At 69.5% G+C, this 18,051-nt stretch carries 15 protein-coding genes; 8 read left to right on the top strand and 7 right to left on the bottom strand.

Annotation, left to right across the window (positions count from 1 at the left end):
* Nucleotide 1: 1 nt before the first annotated feature.
* The 4 genes from ACIHFB_RS07910 to ACIHFB_RS07895 form a co-directional block, all read right to left on the bottom strand.
* On the bottom strand, nucleotides 2-985 hold the full coding sequence (locus tag ACIHFB_RS07910) for an SCO2522 family protein (protein WP_365278925.1): 984 nt from the start codon (nucleotides 983-985) through the stop codon (nucleotides 2-4).
* Nucleotides 982-1,899: an SCO2523 family variant P-loop protein gene (locus ACIHFB_RS07905; RefSeq protein ID WP_365278927.1), complete on the bottom strand. Its 918-nt coding sequence runs from the start codon at nucleotides 1,897-1,899 to the stop codon at nucleotides 982-984. Before ACIHFB_RS07905 ends, ACIHFB_RS07910 begins: the two co-directional genes overlap by 4 nt.
* A 4-nt stretch (nucleotides 1,900-1,903) precedes the next feature.
* The gene (locus ACIHFB_RS07900; RefSeq protein WP_365278930.1) at nucleotides 1,904-3,745 is read right to left on the bottom strand and encodes an SCO2524 family protein; all 1,842 of its coding nucleotides are present in this window, start codon (nucleotides 3,743-3,745) and stop codon (nucleotides 1,904-1,906) included.
* A gap of 65 nt (nucleotides 3,746-3,810) precedes the next feature.
* A complete protein-coding gene (locus ACIHFB_RS07895; protein ID WP_365278932.1) occupies nucleotides 3,811-4,617 on the bottom strand; it encodes an SCO2525 family SAM-dependent methyltransferase in 807 nt (268 codons plus the stop codon).
* Nucleotides 4,618-4,793: 176 nt separating this feature from the next.
* Between ACIHFB_RS07895 and ACIHFB_RS07890 the strand changes: the two genes are divergently transcribed.
* Nucleotides 4,794-5,321 carry a GNAT family N-acetyltransferase gene (locus ACIHFB_RS07890; protein ID WP_365278934.1) on the top strand — a complete coding sequence of 176 codons (528 nt, stop codon included), beginning with the start codon at nucleotides 4,794-4,796 and terminating at the stop codon, nucleotides 5,319-5,321.
* Between the two features lie 104 nt (nucleotides 5,322-5,425).
* Entirely contained in the window at nucleotides 5,426-6,913 is a 1,488-nt protein-coding gene (locus tag ACIHFB_RS07885; protein WP_400125886.1) for an alpha/beta hydrolase, read from the top strand.
* Here the strand turns inward: ACIHFB_RS07885 and ACIHFB_RS07880 are convergent.
* Nucleotides 6,910-8,040, bottom strand: coding sequence for an abortive phage infection protein (locus ACIHFB_RS07880; RefSeq protein WP_400125885.1), 1,131 nt, complete (start codon nucleotides 8,038-8,040; stop codon nucleotides 6,910-6,912). The two genes, ACIHFB_RS07885 and ACIHFB_RS07880, sit on opposite strands and share 4 nt — an antisense overlap.
* Nucleotides 8,041-8,172: 132 nt before the next feature.
* Between ACIHFB_RS07880 and bla the strand changes: the two genes are divergently transcribed.
* The gene (bla, locus tag ACIHFB_RS07875) at nucleotides 8,173-9,054 is read left to right on the top strand and encodes a class A beta-lactamase (RefSeq protein ID WP_400125883.1); all 882 of its coding nucleotides are present in this window, start codon (nucleotides 8,173-8,175) and stop codon (nucleotides 9,052-9,054) included.
* Nucleotides 9,055-9,079: 25 nt separating this feature from the next.
* Here the strand turns inward: bla and ACIHFB_RS07870 are convergent, their stop codons facing one another.
* On the bottom strand, nucleotides 9,080-9,814 hold the full coding sequence (locus tag ACIHFB_RS07870; protein WP_365278945.1) for a FadR/GntR family transcriptional regulator: 735 nt from the start codon (nucleotides 9,812-9,814) through the stop codon (nucleotides 9,080-9,082).
* 235 nt (nucleotides 9,815-10,049) lie between these two features.
* Between ACIHFB_RS07870 and ACIHFB_RS07865 the strand changes: the two genes are divergently transcribed.
* From ACIHFB_RS07865 to ACIHFB_RS07845, 5 genes are read left to right on the top strand one after another with little or no spacing between them, the layout of a single operon-like run.
* Nucleotides 10,050-11,675 carry an ABC transporter substrate-binding protein gene (locus ACIHFB_RS07865; RefSeq protein WP_400125881.1) on the top strand — a complete coding sequence of 542 codons (1,626 nt, stop codon included), beginning with the start codon at nucleotides 10,050-10,052 and terminating at the stop codon, nucleotides 11,673-11,675.
* 18 nt (nucleotides 11,676-11,693) lie between these two features.
* Nucleotides 11,694-12,653: an ABC transporter permease gene (locus ACIHFB_RS07860; protein WP_365278951.1), complete on the top strand. Its 960-nt coding sequence runs from the start codon at nucleotides 11,694-11,696 to the stop codon at nucleotides 12,651-12,653.
* Nucleotides 12,653-14,800, top strand: coding sequence for a dipeptide/oligopeptide/nickel ABC transporter permease/ATP-binding protein (locus ACIHFB_RS07855; RefSeq protein ID WP_400125879.1), 2,148 nt, complete (start codon nucleotides 12,653-12,655; stop codon nucleotides 14,798-14,800). The genes ACIHFB_RS07860 and ACIHFB_RS07855 overlap by 1 nt, the downstream gene beginning before the upstream one ends.
* Nucleotides 14,797-15,828, top strand: coding sequence for an ABC transporter ATP-binding protein (locus ACIHFB_RS07850; RefSeq protein WP_365278957.1), 1,032 nt, complete (start codon nucleotides 14,797-14,799; stop codon nucleotides 15,826-15,828). Before ACIHFB_RS07855 ends, ACIHFB_RS07850 begins: the two co-directional genes overlap by 4 nt.
* A complete protein-coding gene (locus ACIHFB_RS07845) occupies nucleotides 15,825-16,760 on the top strand; it encodes a dihydrodipicolinate synthase family protein (protein WP_400125878.1) in 936 nt (311 codons plus the stop codon). The genes ACIHFB_RS07850 and ACIHFB_RS07845 overlap by 4 nt, the downstream gene beginning before the upstream one ends.
* Before the next feature lie 97 nt (nucleotides 16,761-16,857).
* Here ACIHFB_RS07845 and ACIHFB_RS07840 read toward each other — a convergent pair whose 3' ends face one another.
* Complete coding sequence (locus ACIHFB_RS07840) at nucleotides 16,858-18,036, bottom strand: exo-alpha-sialidase (RefSeq protein WP_400125876.1); 1,179 nt, start codon at nucleotides 18,034-18,036, stop codon at nucleotides 16,858-16,860.
* Nucleotides 18,037-18,051: the final 15 nt, after the last annotated feature.

Here is an 18,051-nt window from a genome sequence, read left to right as displayed (position 1 = left end):
CTCAAGTCCCCTCGGACGCCGAGGAGTTGATGGGCTCCTCGTAGAAGACGTAGGTGGCGCGCTGGGCGACCGCGTCCGGCACCGCCGTCTTTTCGCGGGCGGACCGCTCGGCGACCTGCCGCAGGGCCCCGGAGTCGACGTCCGTCTGGTCGAGGATGAGCCGGACGGCGTCCTCGACGGCAACGAAACGGTTCGGCATGAGCGTGCAGGTGCGGTACGCGCTGAACGGCGTCGCGGAGTCGTTGAGCTTCAGCAGCGGCGGCAGCCGGTCCCAGTCGTGCGGGAAGCCCTCGCCGTCCCAGGGGTGCGGGGTGAGGACGGGCTCGCCCAGGTGCCGTAGCAGTCCCAGCCGGGCCAACTGCCATACGGCGGCCAGGAAAGGACACGACCACTGGCGGCGGCCGTCCTTCTCCGACCACAGCTCGACGTCCATGAACACCGAGTGGTTGCGGGCCGCGGTCTCCTGGGGCGGCTGCCAGACCTTGACCTCGGCCAGGGCGTTGCGGGTGGTGGGCGTGCGCTGGCCGTTGGCGAGCCAGCCGGTACGGCTGACCGGTGGGCGCGAACCATGGCTGCCCGGCGGCGGTGACTCGACGAGACGGTGCATGACGGACTCGGCCAGCTCGATCCGGTCGGCGACCGCGCAGCCCGACTCACGGGCCAGATAGTCGATGACCAGCCCGGCCTCCTCGGCCTCTTTCAGGATCAGCGGGACGAGTTCGGCCGGCGTGGAGAAGCGGGTGAAGTAGTCGTCGATGAGGAAGCAGGTGCTGATCCGGGGCCGTTTGCCTCCGATACGGCGGGCGGCGGAGGCGCGCGCGGCCTCCACCCAGATCCGCACCTCGGCGAAGTGCTCGCGCAGCCGCTCGGGGCCCGCCGCGAAGTCCTCCATGTAGAGGTGGCCCAGCTCCAGGGAGAGGTGGGACAAGGGCACGGACTGGGTGCGGGGATCCGCGGTGGTCTCCCGGAACACGGCTTCGGTCACGCCTGCTCCCAGAATTTCTCGTCGGTGAGCCGGCCGGCCAGTTGACTCAGCGCCTGCCAGGTCTCCATGTTGGCGATCTGGCTGTCGAGCACGTCCTCGTCGGTGATGAGCTGCTCACGCCACTGGAGAACCGGCTCCAGTGGCACCGAGCCCAGCACCTGGCTCCAGCCGATGCCGTGGCTGGAGGCGAGCTGCTTGAGGTCGCGGTCGCATTCGCGCATCCACGCCGACTGGGTGGCGGACACCTGCGACCACAGCGCCGATTCGGGATCGGGTACGGCGGCCCGGATGAAGCGGATGGCCCTGCGCAGTGCGTCCTCGTCATGGCCGCGGGCGACACCGCCGGCGACGATGCCGCGCTTGCCGAAGACGAGGCTCGCGGCGGCCGCCACATGCTGGCGGGTCCAGCGGTGGAAGACCAGCCAGCGGGCGTCGACGCCGCTCATCTCCCGCTGTGCGGTGGCCTCCAGGGCCATGTCCACGGCGTAGCTGCGGCCGGCGCTGAGGTCGACGACGATGAGATCGAACTCGTGGTAGAGCTTCAGCAGCAGATCGACGCAGCGGCTCAGGTTCTCGTCGCTGGTGGCGAACTCACCGCCGCTGAGGTCGCCCGGCATCAGCACCAGCCGGCCGGATCCGGGCGGTCGAGTGCGCAGCACCCGGTGCTCGGTGTCCGACCAGACGTCTATCCGGACCGGCTCGCTGACCTCGCCGACCAGATAGGAGTGCAGCCCGCGGTCCTCGGCGGCCTGGCGGGCGTCGGGCACGTCGAAGACGGCCGACGCGGTGGGCGAGCCGAAGTCGAAGTCCAGATAGCAGACGTCGTCCCCGCCCAGCGCCCGGTGGTAGGCGAGGTTGGCGCTGGTCACGGAGCGGCCCGTGCCTCCCTTGTCGGAGGCCGCGAAGATCAGCACGGTGTCACACTCCCTGGGCCGCGGCTTCGCGGGCCCGGGCGAGTGAGTCGAGCTGACCCAGCACATCGAGGGTCAACGAGTAGGCCGTGCCGGGCTGTTCGTCCACGAGGGTGCGGGCGCGGCGCAACTTGACCTCGATGTTCCTGAGTTGCATGCCGTGCTTTCCGTCGTCCTTGGGTGCCGGTTCCATCTGCTCGTTGCCGAGGAGATGGGCGGACTCACTGAGTAACGCCCTTGTCAGGTCGGTCAGTTCGAGGCTGCGGATCGGCGGCTGCCGGTACATGTCGTGGACCTGGACCATCACCTCGACGACCCGCTCGGTGATCGCCCAGGACACCGGCCCCTCGTGCGGCTGCGATTCGGGATACACGGCGAACACGTTGTCCCAGAGGCCGACGCCCTCGCCGTCGCGGATACGGCGCCGCCACATATGGCCGAAGATGTCCTCGGCCAGCCGCAGCAGCCGGTCGTGCGAGCTCAAGTTGCGGGAGAGCGTGCACAGTTGGATGGTCCGCTTGAGCAGCTGCGCCGAGAAGTCGGTCATCTTCCAGTGCATGGGCGGCCCGATCCGCTCGCTGCCCTGCAACGGCAGGGTGACGCCCGGGTTGTGCAGCAGGATCACCGGGTCGTCGCGCGTCATGCGGCTGGTGATGCGGCCGCGTTCGGCGAGGCGCTCCATGACGGCGACGGTGCGGGTCAGGTCGTCGTCGGTGGCCCGGCGCCGCATCAGGTCGTGGACGAGGATGGCGGCCACGGAGAGGGAGAAGTACTCCGACTCCAGCTTCTGTCCTGTCGTACGCCAGGGAATGTCCTCCAGGGGCCAGCGCTCGCCGTCGAAGCGGGCGATGCGTGACCAGAACTGCTGGGTGATCTCCCAGCGCAGTCGCAGCGCCTCGGCGAGCTTCTGCTGTTCGGTGTTGAGCAGGCCCAGGGTGAGGGTGCGGTCGGAGAACAGGTCCTGGATACCGTCGAGGGCGACGGTGGTGAAGTACAGATACGGCACCGGGTCGGCGACGCCGGCGGGCTGCGGCCCGATGGGCTCGTCGGTCTCGACCTCGGGCGCGTCCCGCACCAGGCCCCATGCCCAGCCGCATTCGAAGAACTGGCTCTCGTCCTTGAGGGCTTCCTCGACGTCGACACCGAGGATGAAGCTCTCGGCGATCGCGGCGCGCAGCGGACGGAAGCGGTTCTGGAATTTCTGCACCACATGCCGCTGCGACAGCCGCCCCTGGCCGAGGAGTTCGGTGAGCGTACGGCCCTGCGAGGAGTCGGTGTCGAAGACGTTGACGGTGAAGGAACGCAGCAGGCTCACCATGGCGGCGGTGAGCCGGTTGCTGGTGGCCGTGCGCAGTTCGGCGATCGTCTCCTGGATGTCGCTGCGCCTCGTCTTGGTCGCATAGACCTTGAGGAAGCCGAGCGTGGCCAGGCAGAGACTGATCGACATCGAGAACGAGTCGACCACGCCGAGTTCACGCTGTTCCTCGGTGAGGTCCGTGGTCTCCTCCGGGGACCCGAAGTAGTAACCGCCGGAGAACGTGGGCCTCTTGTCGTCCCCGGTGTGGGTGCGCATGAACTCGGCGGCGGCCATGACGATGTTGGCCGGAATGTCCAGCCGTCCGCCTGCCTTCTTCAGCGCCTGCTGGACGTCTTCCTGCGTGGTGTCCGGATCGTCCAGCCGGAACGCGGGGATCTCCGTGGCCGGATAGAGCAGGCAGAGCAGGCGCTCCGCGTCCGCGACACTGCTTTCCCGACCCCATTTTCCCCAGGCCCAATCTCCGCCCTCGAAGGAGTTCCGAGCAACTGCCTGCCAGATGTCCAGCAGATGCTGGCGTGGCTTGATCTGCATCCCATGCCCCTCACACAGACCGCACTGCCATCACTTGAGGAATAGCCCTCTTCTGTTGTGAAGATTCACAGATCAGCGACCGGAATATCCTGATCCGATTTCCGACGCCAGCCATAGGCGACGATCATTCCCGTATATCCGTTGCGCACGGCGGCCGAGGCTTTGAGACGTTCGACCTTGAAGTCCTCGGCGAACGACTCGAGACTCGCGTGCACTTCGGATTCTCCCACGTCACACGCGGGGAAGAAATGCTCACCCGCGTGATAACCCTTCGAATGTTCCATGAAGGCGGCGGCGAAGGGGGCACCGGGAGCGAGTGCGGTCATGAAGCGCTCGACTCCCAGCCGGAACTCCTGGTGGGAGGCGGTCATCGACTCGGCGACGAAGAACATGGTCCCCACGGACCACCGTCCCCGGAACTGCTCCAGATGGAAGATATTTCCCTGCTCGACCCCGACGACCTTGCGGAACTTCTCGCGCGGGGCCATCTCCAGGGAGCCGTACGCCTCGTGCTCGCACAGGGCGTGCCAGAACTGGTCCCAGTTCTCGTCGTAGGACTCGACCTGGCTCGCGAGGTAGGAGACGTTCGCGGGCGAGCGCTCGAAGAGGGTGATCTCGTCGCACCACGGCAGCATGGCGAGTGCGGGATACAGATTTGCGCCGGCGCCCACATCGATACCGGAAACCGGACCGACGGCCTGCTTCCGGAAATGATCGCCGAAATGATCTCTGACCAGGTGGAGGATCTCCGCGTCCTCTGACTGTAAAACGCTGTAGTTGTGCTCCACGTAGGCGTTCGGGTCGAATGCGCCCCAGGAAACTTCAGCGTTCTTCAACCGGGTCAAGGCGCCCCCCGACGGTCTCAAGGTCATCCACTCACGGTACCAAAAGAAGGCGCACTGGGAGCGCGTCGAGGCATAGACATTCCGCGCACTTGAACATCCGGATTGCCCTGCTCAAGATGGGCGGATCTCGGCTGAACACCTGAAACGGCGGGCAACAGGTGCTCACTCGCATGAGTGACTCCAATCCATTACATAGGGGGCGGATGATGGCTGTACCGGAGGAACGTTTCCCTTTTCTGAGCGGCCGTGCTGACCAGGCGTTCTTCGCCGACCGCACCGACCGGCCGCTCACGACCCGCGGCGTCACCGAGGCGGACCTGCCCGAACTCCTGCGCGTGGACAGGGAGGTCTTCCCGGACGAGCCGTACCCGTACTTCGTCGTCCGCCAGCACTACGACGTGCACGGCGACGGCATCTTCGTTCTCGACGACGGGGAGAGCCTCCAGGGCTACGTGCTGTTCGCCACGACCTCGGACGGGGGCGTGTGCTGGGTGCTGAGCCTGGCCGTCGCTCCCGGTCAGCGGCGCCACGGCCTGGGCCGCCGGCTGATGCTGGAGGTGCTGCGCCAGTTACGCGGCCAGGCCGTCCACGAGGTCCGTCTGACGGTGGAGCCGACCAACGCGGCGGCCATCATGCTGTACCGGTCGCTGGGCTTCTGGTCCGAGGAAGGGGTGCGCAGGGACCATCTCGGGCCCGGTGAGGACCGGATCGTCATGCGGATGGGGCTGTGAGCCCCCCGGGGGGAACCCTGACGTCCGTCCTGGGGTAATCCCCAGGGCGAAGTGGGTTGTTGCCCGGATGTGACGGCTCGTCAAGGTCCGTCAGGCTCGATGACATGAAGCCGATGACCAAGAGCCTCGCCCTGATCGCCGCCGCCTCCGGCATCGTGTTCGGCGTCATGACGCCCCTCACCGCGTCCGCCACGAACGACGTGTCCGCACCGCCGCTGAAGTGGACCGAGTGCGAGGGCGACGGGCTCGATCCGCGGCAGCAGTGCGCGACGGTCGAGGTGCCGATGGACTACGCCGACCCGGACGGACCGACGATCGAGGTGGCCGTCTCCCGTATCGCCGGCGAGCGGCCGTCCGCCCGGCGCGGCGCCCTGCTGCTGATCCCCGGCGGTCCCGGCAACACCAGCATCGACGACCCGTCGGGCAAGGGCCAGAAGCTGCCGCAGGAGGTGCGCGACGCCTACGACCTGATCGGGTTCGCCCCGCGCGGGCTGGCCCCGTCCACCGCCGTCGGCTGCGACCTCGGGCACGCCGACCTCGCCCTCTCGGCGACCCGGCCCTGGCCCGCCGCCGACGGCTCCATCACGGAGAACCTGGTCACCGCGGAGCGCATCTCGAACACCTGCGCACGCAACGGCGGCGAGCTGATCAAGCACATCAGCTCCGCCAACGAAGCCCGCGACCTGGACCGCGTCCGGGCCGCGCTCGGCGAGCAGAAGATCTCCGCATGGGGTGTCTCGTACGGCACATATGTCGGCGCCGTCTACGCCGAACTGTTCCCGCACCGCACCGACCGGATCGTGCTGGACAGCAATGACAACCCCGATCCCGTCAAGGTCCAGCGCGCCTGGCTGGCCGCGTACGAGCGGGGCGTGGAGGACGTCTTCCCGGAGTTCGCCAAGTGGGCTTCCGCGCCCGGCAATCCGGACCGGGTCGCCGGGACCCCGGTCGGGGTGCGGGCGGACTTCCTGAGCCTGGCCGCCCGCCTCGACCGCGAGCCGATCCCCTGGCCCGGCGCCAACCCGCCCGTGCTGAACGGCAACGAACTGCGTCAGGCGATGCTGAACGCCCTGTACGACACGGACGACTTCCCCGGCCTCGCCCAGCTGATCCTGGCCGCCCGGAAGGGAACCGTGCCGCCCGCGCCGCCGGCCCCGCCCGAGGAGGCCCTTCAGAACGCCGCCGCGGTCGGCGTCGGCACCATCTGCAACGACGCCGACTGGCCCGCCTCCGCCGACGCCTACCGCAAGGACGTCGCCAGGAGCCGGGCCGATTACCCCCTGACCGCCGGCATGCCCCGCAACGCGATGATCTGCGCCGCCTGGCCCTACGAGCAGCCCGAGGCGCCGATCCGGATCACCGACCGAGGACCGTCCAACATCCTCCTCATACAGAACGAACGAGACGTGGCGACCCCCCTCACCGGCGCCCTGAAGCTACGCACGGCCCTCGGCAAGCGTGCGGTCATGGTCGTCAACGACGCCACCGGCCATGACGCCTACCTGGCCAACGGCACAGAGTGCGGCGACACCACGGTCTCCCGTTTCCTGGCGACCGGGAATCGACCTGGCCGGGACACGTACTGCGACTAGCAACGCCGATATCGGCGCGCCAGCGCGTGGAACGCCTCCTTCGGCTCCCAGTGCCAGTCCGAGCGGGGGTCGTCGGGGCGGTCCTTGATCGCCTTGGTGATGCTGTAGCTCGCGAGGTCGATGTCGTGGCGTGGGCTGTCGGGGCGGTGCGGGGCGTCCGCTGTGACGAACTCGAAGGCCATCGCCGTGTACAGGCCCATCGACTCGAAGACGTCCAGCAACTCGACCAGGTAGTCGGCCTGGGTGCGCTCGCTGCGGACCAGGTCGCCCTTGATCTCCGGCGGGGTCTTGTCGTAGTCGACGATGTCCCAGCCCATGCCGCCCGCCTCGGGCGCACCGACGTACGTGCACGTCCCGAACTCGGTGATGGCGAGCGGCTTGCCCCAGCGCAGGTACCGCTTCAACTCCCTTACGTAGTCCGCGCTGTCGGCGTGGGACGAGTAGTAGTCGATGCCGACGACGTCGAAGAGGTTCCAGTCGACCTTGTCGTCCTGGGCGGCGGCATAGCTGAGGCGGCCGTGGAAGACGGAGCGGCCGACGGCGGCGGCCTTGGCGGTGAAGCGGTCGAGGCGGCGCTGCATCCGCACCCAGTCGACGGTGCCGTTCTGAAGGTTCTCGATCCGCTCCAGGATCGTCTCGCCGGGCACGATCCCCGGCACGAACAGCCAGAACTCGCACCCCACGCTGAAGTCGACACTCGCGCCCTGCCGGCGCAGCCCCTCCGCGTGCCGGCCGGTCTGGGCGATGTGGTCGAGGATGTCCCGCTCGGGTGCGTCCCCGAGGGTGGGCTGGAGCCAGACGTGCAGCCCGCGTTCGGCTGCCTCGGTGGCGGTCGCGTTGAGGCGTTCGACGCCGTCGCCGGTGACGTCGACGGTGTCCGCGTGCAGGTCGTCGCGGATGACGCGGATGTCCCTGCGCATCCGGGCGGCGCTGAAGGCCGTGCCCGGGGTCTCCCCCGCGCCGACGGTGTAGACGACGCCCCGGTGACGCAGCCCGCGGCGGCCCGTCGTCGCCTCCGCCGCCCGTGCGCCGGTGGCCGGCAGCAGCGCCCCCGCCACTCCGACGGCCGCGGCTCCGGCCCCGGCCAGGAACCGCGCCCTGCTGATCCCCTTCTTGGTGTTCTCCATGCCCTCACTGTGGCGAGCGGGGAACGGCGTGTCCGTCGCCCGAAGGTCTACGGCACGGCAACCAAGGTATGAGGTCCTGCGTCGATCACAGAAGAGATCGTTGACGGAGTACGACCGAAGGAGAGCCTGACCGTGAAGTTCGAGCCGCGCCGCCGCACGGTGCTCGCGACCGCCGCCGCCACTCTCGTAGCCACGGCCGCTCCGGCCGCCGCCGCCGACACGGACACCGGCGTCACCGCCCGACTGCGCGCGCTGGAGGAGCAACACGGCGCCCGGCTGGGCGTGTTCGCCCACAACCTCGCCTCGAAGCGCACCGTCCGCCACCGCGCCGACGAGCGCTTCCCGATCTGCTCCGTCTTCAAGACCCTGGCCGCCGCGGCCGTCCTGCGCGACCTGGACCGGCACGGCGAGGTGCTCGCCCGCCGCGTCCACTACACCGAGGCCGACCTGGTGGACGGCTCCGACAAGACCAGGGAGCACCTGGCCGAGGGCATGACCATCTCCGAACTCGCGGACGTGGCGATCCGCTACAGCGACAACACCGCAGGCAACCTGCTCCTGCGCGAGCTGGGCGGCCCCACGGCGATCACCCGCCTCGCCCGCTCCCTCGGCGACCGGGTGACCCGCCTGGACCGCTGGGAGACGGAACTGAACTCGGCCGAACCGTGGCGGACGACGGACACGACAAGCCCGTACGCGATCGGCCGTACCTACGCCCACCTGGTACTCGGCGACGCCCTGAACGGCACGGACCGTCAGCTCCTCACCCACTGGCTGCTGAACAACACCACCAGCGCCGCCCGCTTCCGCGCCGCGCTGCCCAAGACCTGGACGATCGCCGACAAGACTGGTTCCGGTTCGTACGGCACGGTCAACAACGTCGGCATCGCCTGGACCGAGAGCGGCACACCGCTCGTCCTGTCCGTCCTCGCCACCAAGCCGGACCAGGCCGCCGCGTGGGACAACGCGCTGATCGCCGAGACGGCCGCCGTCCTCGCGGAGACGCTCGGCTGAAGGGGCGGCGGCACCCCGCCAGGCCTCACCCCACCCCGCGTGACTCCTGCGCCGAGCGTGCCTCGATTCCGCGGAAGTGGACCGTCATCGCGCGCTGCGCGCCCAGCACGTCCCGGGCGCGCAGGGCGCTGACGATGTCGCGGTGGCGGCGGACGGTCACCTCGGGGGCCGGGTCGTCGGTCCAGCCGCGGGCGCGGGCGACGCGCCGGAACACCGTCCAGAAGGCGCCGAGGAGTTGCGGCACGAGCGCGTTGCCCAGGGACGCGTAGAGCAGTTCGTGGAACTCGCCGTCGAGTTCGGCGACGTCGTGCCCGGCGCGGCCCGCTGCCTCCATCCGGTCTACCGCGACCTCCAGCCGGTCCAGCTCCGCCTCGGTGAGCAGCACGGCGACCCGGCTGATCAGCCCCTCCTCCAGCACCTCGCGGACCTGGAGGATCTCGGCGAGCGCGTCGTTGTCGTCCTCGTGCCGGGCCAGCGTGCGGAAGGTGAGGCCGTCAATCAGCGGGGTCAACGAGGCGTGTCCGACGTATGTCCCGAAACCGTGCCTGATCTCCACGATGTCGAGCGCCTGGAGCGCCTTGAGGGCCTCGCGGACGGAGTTGCGGCTGACGCCGAGGTCGGCCATCAGCTCGGTCTCGGTGGGCAGCGGCGCACCGACCCGGAGCTTGCGGTCGAGGATCAGCTGCACGACCTCGCGCTGTATCCGACTGTTCCGCGGCTCCGTCCGACTGTTTCTGGGCTCCTCGGACATGCGCCGCATCGTACGCGCCCAGGACGTCCCACGTCCCACGTCTCACCGATGACGGTTCGTCAATATCGGTAGGCGACAGCGCCATTGGTCCGACCTCTGGCATATACGCCATTCGTGTGCGTTCCCTTGACCGCCCTCACAGCCCCTCCTATGGTCGCGCTGACTACAGGACGTAGGACGTCGTATCTCTTCATATCTTTCGCCCGTCCTCTCGTATCCCCACCCTCATTCCGCTGGAGGAACCGTGCGCGACGTGACCGACGACGTGCCGGCGCTGCATCGCCGGTCGTTCCTGAAGTACACCGGCGCGCTGGGCGCGTCCGCCGCCGTCACCGCGTCGCTGTCGGCCTGCTCGTCGGGACCGGAGTCGACCAATGACACCGGCGGCAGCGGCAAGGACCGCACGCTGACCGCGGTGATCGGCTACGGCAACGACGGCAGCTGGGACCCCACACAGACCGCGTCGGCCTTCTGCATGGCCGCCAACAACCACATCTACGAGGGGCTGCTCGACACCGACCCCATCTCCCGCGAGCCGTACGCGGCGCTCGCCACGCAGGTGCCGGGCGACCCGAACAGCACGTCCTGGAAGTTCACGCTGCGCGCCGGGGCCACGTTCCACGACGGGAAGCCGGTCACCGCCGACGACGTGGTGTTCGTCTTCGACCGGATCCTCGACCCGGACACCCAGACCCTCGCCAAGGGGTTCTTCGCGAGCTGGCTGAAGGAAGTCCGCAAGATCGACGCGCAGAACGTCGAGGTGGTGCTCAAGTTCCCCTTCCCGGAAGGGATTTCGCGGCTCACCCTCGCCAAGATCATGCCGAAGCACGTGTTCTCCCGGCCCGGCGCCTGGGACGACGCGATCAAGGGCACGGCGATCGGCTCGGGACCGTACCGGCAGAGCGCGCACCACCCGAAGTCCAACACCACCTTCGAGGCGTATCCCGGCTACAACGGCCCGCGCAGGCCCGCCTTCAGGAAGATGAACTGGCTGACGATCGTGGACGCAGCCCCGCGCGTCGCCCGGATCTCCGGGGCCAGCGCGGGCGCGCAGATCGCCGACAACATCCCGTACGCCAACATCGGACAGCTCAAGGGCGGCGGGCTCACGGTCGCGGGCGGCGCCGGGATGAACAACCTGTTCCTGATGTTCAACACCAAGCACAAGCCCTTCGACGACGTGCGCGTACGGCAGGCGCTGCACTACGCCATCGACACCGGGAAAATGGTCGAGGTGGCGCTGAAGGGGCACGGCAAGCCGTCGTCGTCCTTCCTGAACGAGGGCAACCCGAGCTACCGGCGCGCCAAGACCGTCTACGACTACGACCCCGACAAGGCGAAGGCGCTTCTGAAGGAGGCCGGGGTCAGCGGGCTGAAGGTCGACATCCTTGCGGTGAACGTCAGTTGGATCGTCGACTGTCTGCCGACCATCAAGGCGTCCTGGGACGCGATCGGCGTGAAGACGACTCTCTCCCCGCAGGAGACCACGGCCGTCTTCACCAAGATGGACCAGAAGCAGGACTACCAGGTCGTCGCCGCCGCCTCGAACCCCAACCAGTTCGGCCTCGACGCCGACCTGATCATGCATTACAACTACGGGCCGACCAACCTGTGGATGGGGTACACGCGCTGGGCCGGCAACGCGGTCGCCAGGAAGCTCTTCAAGGACATGGACGCGGCGACGCGGGAGCCGGACGCGGACCGGAAGAAGACGATGATCCAGGACTACGTCGACGTCGTCGCCGAACAGGCCGTGCTCTATCCGGTCGTCCACAACGAGCTGATGACCGCCTGGGACCCGACGACTCTCGCCGGGATAAGGGCACAGCCGTACCCGGGAATCAATCTGCTCCAGGCCAAGTGGGTCTAGAACTCCAGGAGTTGATCCGTGGTCGCCATCGCCAGGATCCTGGCCCGCCGTATCGCCCTGCTCGTCCCGCTGATGCTCGGCATCGTGCTGTTCGTGTTCCTGGTGATGCGGTTCTCGGACGTCGACCCGGCGTCCGCGTTCTTCCAGGGCGCCAATCCGACGCCCGAGCAACTGCACGACTTCCGTGAGCAGAACGGCCTGCTCGACCCGTTCCCGGTGCGCTACGTCGACTTCGTCGGCGCCCTGCTCCATGGCGACATGGGCACCAGCGCACTCACCAGGGCGCCGGTGATCGACCAGGTCATGACGGCACTGCCGCTCACGCTCCAGCTCACCTTCCTGGGCCTGGGCATCGCGGTGGTGCTGTCGCTGATCGGCGGTGTGACCGCGGCGATCTACCGCGACCGGCTGCCGGACCAGATCATCCGGGTCGTGTCGCTGACCGGCGTCGCGGCACCCGGCTTCTGGCTGGCGCTGCTGATGATCCAGTACCTGGCGGTCGACCTGGGCTGGTTCCCGACCGGCGGCTACATCAACCCGGCGGACTCCTTCACCGGCTGGCTGAAGACGATGACGCTCCCGGCGCTCGCCCTGTCCCTGCCGGTCGCGGCCCAGCTCACCCGCATCGTCCGGACGTCCGTGGTGGAGGAACTGGACAAGGACTACGTCCGGACGGCGATCGGCAGCGGTCTGCCGCCGCGGGTGGTGGTCGGCCGGAACGTCCTGCGCAACGCGCTCATCAATCCGCTCACCGTGCTCGGTCTGCGCGTCGGCTATCTGCTCGGCGGCGCGGTGGTCATCGAGACGATCTTCTCGCTGCCCGGCATGGGCAAGCTGATGATCGACGCCGTGAAGAACGGCGACCCGGCCGTCGTCCAGGGCGTCGTGCTGACGACGGCGACCGGCTTCGTGATCGTCAACCTCGTCATCGACATCCTCTACCTGCTGGTCAACCCGCGACTGAGGGAAGCCGCCTGATGTTCACGCGCAAGAGCCTCACCGAGGCCCTAGGGCGTGTTGCGAAAGTCCCGCCTGCCTGGCGACGCCCGGCACGCACTCTCGCCGCACCGGACGAAAGCCCAAGTACGTCCAGTACGAGGGCTTCCGCCCGGCACGCCGAGAGCACGCACCGGACGCCGCCAGGCCCGCCCTCCGGGCGGACGACGGGACCTTCGCAACACGCCCTAGCCCGGCCCGGCGTCCGGCTGCGCGGCTGGCGCCGGCTGCCGCTGCTGTCGAAGATCGCCGTCTGCTTCCTGGCCGTCGTGGTCCTGGTGGCGCTGTTCGCACCGCTGCTCGCGCCCGACGACCCGCTCGACCAGCAGCCGCCCGTCGACGGCACCGGGCACCCGTCCACCGAGCACTGGATGGGCCAGGACAGCCTCGGCCGGGACATCATGAGCCGGCTGATGTACGGCGCCCGCTGGTCCCTCGCCATCGGTCTCGGCGCGACCGCGCTCGCGCTCCTCGTGGGCGCGGTCATCGGCGCGGTGGCGGCCACCTCCCGCAAGGGCGTCGACGAGACGCTGATGCGCTGCCTGGACGTGGTGATGGCGTTCCCCGGCATCGCGCTGGCCGCCGTACTCGTCGCCGTCTTCGGAGGCGGCATCACCGTGCTGATCTGTGCGATCGCGTTCCTGTTCACACCGCCGATGGCACGGGTCGTACGGGCCAACGTGCTCGATCAGTACGGCGAGGACTATGTGACGGCCGAGCGGGTGATCGGCGCCCGCACCCCGCACATCGTCTGGCGGCACGTCGCGATCAACTGCGCCGCTCCCGTCCTGGTGTTCTGCACGGTGCAGGTCGCCGAGGCCATCGTCTTCGAGGCGTCGCTGTCCTTCATCGGCGCCGGTGTACGGCCGCCGGACCCGTCGTGGGGCAGTGTCATCGCGGACGGCAAGAACATGGTGCTGACCGGCGGCTGGTGGGCGACCGTCTTCCCCGGGCTGCTGATGCTGGTGACCGTGCTGTCGCTGAACATCCTCTCCGAGGGCGTCTCGGACGCGTGGGCGGCACCGTCGGCACGGGATGTGGCGGTCCGCGACGAGGAGGACCGGCTTCAGGCACCGGAGCCGGGGAGCGGTGAGGTGCTCCAGCTGCCGGGGCTGACCCAGGCGGCGGCGCGGCTGCGGGCGCGGGCCCGTCCGCTGCCCGGCGGCGCTCAGCCGGTGCTGGCCGTGGAGAACCTGGCCATCGGCTTCGAGGCCCGGCACCAGGGCGTGGACATCGTCGACGGGATCAGCTTCGAGGTGCAGCCCGGTGAAGTCCTCGGCCTGGTGGGCGAGTCGGGCTGCGGCAAGTCGCTGACCGCGCTGACGGTGATGGGCCTGGAGCCGAAGGGGGCCCGGGTACGCGGCCAGGTCCGTTTCCACCAGCGGGACCTGCTCGCCGAGCCGATGCGGGTCCGGCGCAGGCTGCTCGGCCACGAGATGGCGATGATCTACCAGGACGCGCTGTCCTCCCTGAACCCGGCGATGACGATCCGCTCCCAGCTCAAACAGGTCGTACGACGCGGAGGCCACCGCAGTCCGCAGGAACTGCTGACGATGGTCGGCCTCGACCCCGACCGCACCCTGCGCAGCTACCCGCACGAGCTCTCCGGCGGCCAGCGCCAGCGCGTCCTGATCGCCATGGCCCTGTCCCGCGACCCGAAGCTGATCGTCGCCGACGAGCCGACGACCGCGCTCGACGTGACCGTGCAGGCACAGATCATGGAGCTGCTGCTCGGGCTGCGGGAGGAGCTGGGCTTCGCGCTGATCCTCGTCTCGCACGACCTCGCGCTGATCGCCGACATCACCGACCGGGTGGTCGTGATGTACGGCGGCCAGATCGTGGAGACGGGCGTGACCGCCGACCTGGTGGAGGCACCGGCCCACCACTACACGCGCGGGCTGCTCGGCAGCGTGCTCTCGCTGGAATCGGCCGCCGAACGGATGACGCAGGTCAAGGGCGTCGTACCCTCCCCCGCGGACTTCCCGGCGGGCTGCCGGTTCGCCGACCGGTGTCCACGGGCGAGCGAGACCTGCCGTACGACGGCTCCCGTTCTGGCGGGCACACGCACGCACACGGTGGCCTGCCACCATCCCGCCATCGACCTGGTGAACGCGGAGGTCGTCCAGTGAACGCACTCGTGGAGCTGTCCGACACCCATGTCGTCCACAAGGCCCGCAGCGGCGGACTGTTCACCCGGGACCGGGTGTACGCCCTGACCGGCGCCGACCTCGCCATCGCGCCCGGCGAGACGGTCGGCGTCGTCGGCGAGTCCGGCTGCGGCAAGTCCACGCTGGCGAAGGTGCTGGTGGGTGTGGAGCGACCGACGTCCGGCACGGTGTCCTTCCGGGGCCGGGACCTGTGGAGCATGGCGCCCGCCGAACGCCGGGCCGCCGTCGGCCGCAACACCGGCATGATCTTCCAGGACCCGTCCACCGCACTCAACCGGCGCCTGACGATCCGCCAGATCCTGCGGGACCCGATGGATGTGCACCGGCAGGGCACCGCGAAGGAACGGGACGAACACGTACGGGAGTTGATGTCCCTGGTCGGTCTGCCGAAGGCGCTGACCGACGCGCTCCCCGGCCAGCTCTCCGGCGGCCAGCGCCAACGCGTCGCCATCGCGAGGGCCCTGGCCCTCGACCCCGATCTCGTGGTCGCGGACGAGCCCACCAGCGCCCTGGACGTCTCGGTGCGCGCCCAGATCCTCAATCTGCTGCTCGACCTGAAGGAGCGTCTGGGTCTCGCCCTGGTCTTCGTCTCGCACGACATCCAGACGGTGCGGCGGATGAGCGACCGGGTGATCACGATGTACCTGGGCCGGATCGTGGAGGAGGCTCCGGCCGACCGGGTGACGGACGGCTCCCGGCACCCGTACACCCGCGCCCTGTTCTCGGCGACCCCCGGCCTGCTGCACCCGATCGACCCGATCCCGCTGGTCGGGCCGGTGCCGTCGGCGACACGTCCGCCCAGCGGCTGCCCCTTCCGCACCCGGTGCTGGAAGGCGGACGCCGAGTGCGCCGACACGATGCCCGAATTTTCCGTTGCGTCCACTCCTGTGCACCGGTTCCGGTGTCACCATCCAGTGGAGGAGGGCCGACCGACCCGCGACCTCGTGGGCCAGGCTGCCGTACCGGAAGAGCACCAGGAGCCGACATGAACCTTCCCACCCCGCTGACCGGTGTCGTACCGCCCGTCTGCACGCCCCTGACACCGGACCGCGAGGTGGACGTCCCCTCGCTGCTCAGGCTGGTCGACCATCTGATCGACGGCGGGGTGGACGGGCTGTTCGTGCTCGGATCGTCCTCGGAGGCCGCGTTCCTGACGGACGGACAGCGCAGGCTGGTCGTGGAGTCGGTGGCGGCACATATGGGCGGGGCGCTGCCGCTGCTGGCCGGGGTGATCGACATGACGACACCGCGGGTGCTGGACCATGTGGCTCAGGTGACGGCGGCGGGCGCGGACGCGGTCGTCGCGACGGCGCCCTTCTACGCCCGCACCCACCCGGCGGAGATCGCCCTCCACTTCCGGCGGATCGCCGCGGCCTCCCCCGTGCCCGTCGTGGCCTACGACATCCCGGCCGCCGTCCACACCAAACTCCCCGCGGACCTGGTCCTGGAGCTGGCCGCCGACGGAGTGCTGGCCGCGCTCAAGGACTCCAGCGGCGACCTGGGCGGCTTCCGCGCCGTCGTCACCGGCGCCCGCACCCACCCCGCCATCACCGGCTTCAGCGTGCTGACCGGCTCCGAGCTGATCGTCGACGCGGCGCTCGCACTCGGCGCCGACGGCGCCGTGCCCGGTCTCGCCAACGTCGACCCGCACGGCTACGTCCGCATCGACCGCCTCTGCCGCGCGGGCGACTGGGACCGCGCCCGGGCCGAACAGGAACGGCTGTGCGCCCTGTTCGGCCTGGTGGGCGTGGGCGACCCGGCCCGGATGAGCGGCAGCTCGTCGGGCCTCGGCGCGTTCAAGGCTGCGCTGTATCTCCGGGGCGTGATCGACTGCCCGGCGACGGCGGAGCCGCAGGTACCGCTGTCGCCGGACGAGGTGGAACGGGTGGGGAAGCATCTTGCGGCGGCCGGGTTGCTTTAAGCGCTCCGCGGGGGGGGTGCCATGGGTCGTTGAGCGGCTGCCGCGCCGTCGTGGCTGGTCGCGCAGTTCCCCGCGCCCCTGCGTTCACCCGTTCCACTCAGAGACTGCTCACCGGGATCCGGCGGAACTCGATCGTGTCGTACGTCCCGCTCGTTCCCGTCTCGTAGAGGATTCCGACCGTGGTTCCGCTCACCTGTACCAGGTCGGAGTAGGCGGCGCGGCGGGTGTCGAGGGTGCGGGCCTTCTGGAAGGTCTGGCCGGCGTCGGTGCTGCGCCAGATGGCCATCGACTGGCGGGCGGTGGGTACGGACGGGCCGGAGAAGAGGAGCGGGCCGTCGGACAGCTGGAGGACGCTGCCCTCGACCACCGGGACGTCGCCCAGGGTGTGCTGCACCCGGTAGAGGCGGTCCAGCTTCTGGGCGCCGCTGCTGGAGTAGGTGTCCAGGCGGTTGCCGGTGCTGGTGCCGTTCTGGTCCCGGGAGTTGAAGTAGAGGCGGCCGTCGGTGAGTTGGGTGGCGGTGGATTCGTTGGCGTTGTTGTAGCCGTTGTAGGTGGTGTCGACGAAGCCCAGGTTCCAGGTCTGGCCGCCGTTGTCGCTGTACAGGGCGTGGGCGCCGTAGTACTTGGGCTCCTGGCCGGTGTCGGCGGAGCCGGCGGGCGGGGCCGTCGAGTGGTTGGCCGGGACCACCAGCCGGCCGGCGTGCGGGCCGCGGGTCAGGGCGACGGCGTGGCCCGGTCCTGTCGCGTACCAGCGCCAGTTCGCGGGCTTGACCCGGGTGGTGACATCGCGCGGCGCTGTGAAGGTGAGGCCGTCGTCCCAGCTGCGCTGCACGAACACCCGGCGGCTCTGCGCGGGCGTGACCTCGCCCCGCATGATCTGACTCTCCGTCACATCTCCGCTGTTGTAGGAGGTGAGCAGGACGACCGCGTCGGCGCGGGGGTCGAACACGGGCGCCGGGTTGCCCCGGGTGTCCCCGTTCCCGGCGGCGACGACCCTGAGCGGGCCCCAGGTGCAGCCGCCGTCGGCGGAGCGGCGCAGGACGACATCGATGTTTCCGGTATCCCCGGCGCCGTCGCGCCGGCCCTCGGCGAAGGCGAGGATCGTGCCCTGGCCGGTCTTGACGGTGGCGGGGATGCGGTAGGTGTCGTAACCGCCCTGCCCGGAGACGTACGGCAGCGAGGAGGTGCAGGCGGCGGCATGGGCGGCCGTGGGAGCGGCGAGCGGACTGAGGAGGAGTGCTGCGGTGACGAGCAGGGTGCGGCTCAGGAGTGTCATCACTCTCCCTGACGG

The organism is Streptomyces sp. NPDC051963, assembly GCF_044593495.1.
Lineage (GTDB): Bacteria > Actinomycetota > Actinomycetes > Streptomycetales > Streptomycetaceae > Streptomyces.
Note: the sequence above shows the minus strand (reverse complement) of the source record. Positions and strands in the feature narration are given on the sequence as shown.

Excerpts from the sequence above, each read along its gene's own strand:
- ACIHFB_RS07880 (WP_400125885.1), bottom strand. The coding sequence starts at position 8,040 with ATGGAGAACACCAAGAAGGGGATCAGCAGGGCGCGGTTCCTGGCCGGG.
- ACIHFB_RS07895 (WP_365278932.1), bottom strand. The coding sequence starts at position 4,617 with ATGACCTTGAGACCGTCGGGGGGCGCCTTGACCCGGTTGAAGAACGCT.
- ACIHFB_RS07840 (WP_400125876.1), bottom strand. The coding sequence starts at position 18,036 with ATGACACTCCTGAGCCGCACCCTGCTCGTCACCGCAGCACTCCTCCTC.
- ACIHFB_RS07885 (WP_400125886.1), top strand. The coding sequence starts at position 5,426 with ATGAAGCCGATGACCAAGAGCCTCGCCCTGATCGCCGCCGCCTCCGGC.
- ACIHFB_RS07855 (WP_400125879.1), top strand. The coding sequence starts at position 12,653 with ATGTTCACGCGCAAGAGCCTCACCGAGGCCCTAGGGCGTGTTGCGAAA.
- ACIHFB_RS07900 (WP_365278930.1), bottom strand. The coding sequence starts at position 3,745 with ATGCAGATCAAGCCACGCCAGCATCTGCTGGACATCTGGCAGGCAGTT.
- ACIHFB_RS07845 (WP_400125878.1), top strand. The coding sequence starts at position 15,825 with ATGAACCTTCCCACCCCGCTGACCGGTGTCGTACCGCCCGTCTGCACG.
- ACIHFB_RS07870 (WP_365278945.1), bottom strand. The coding sequence starts at position 9,814 with ATGCGGCGCATGTCCGAGGAGCCCAGAAACAGTCGGACGGAGCCGCGG.
- ACIHFB_RS07890 (WP_365278934.1), top strand. The coding sequence starts at position 4,794 with ATGATGGCTGTACCGGAGGAACGTTTCCCTTTTCTGAGCGGCCGTGCT.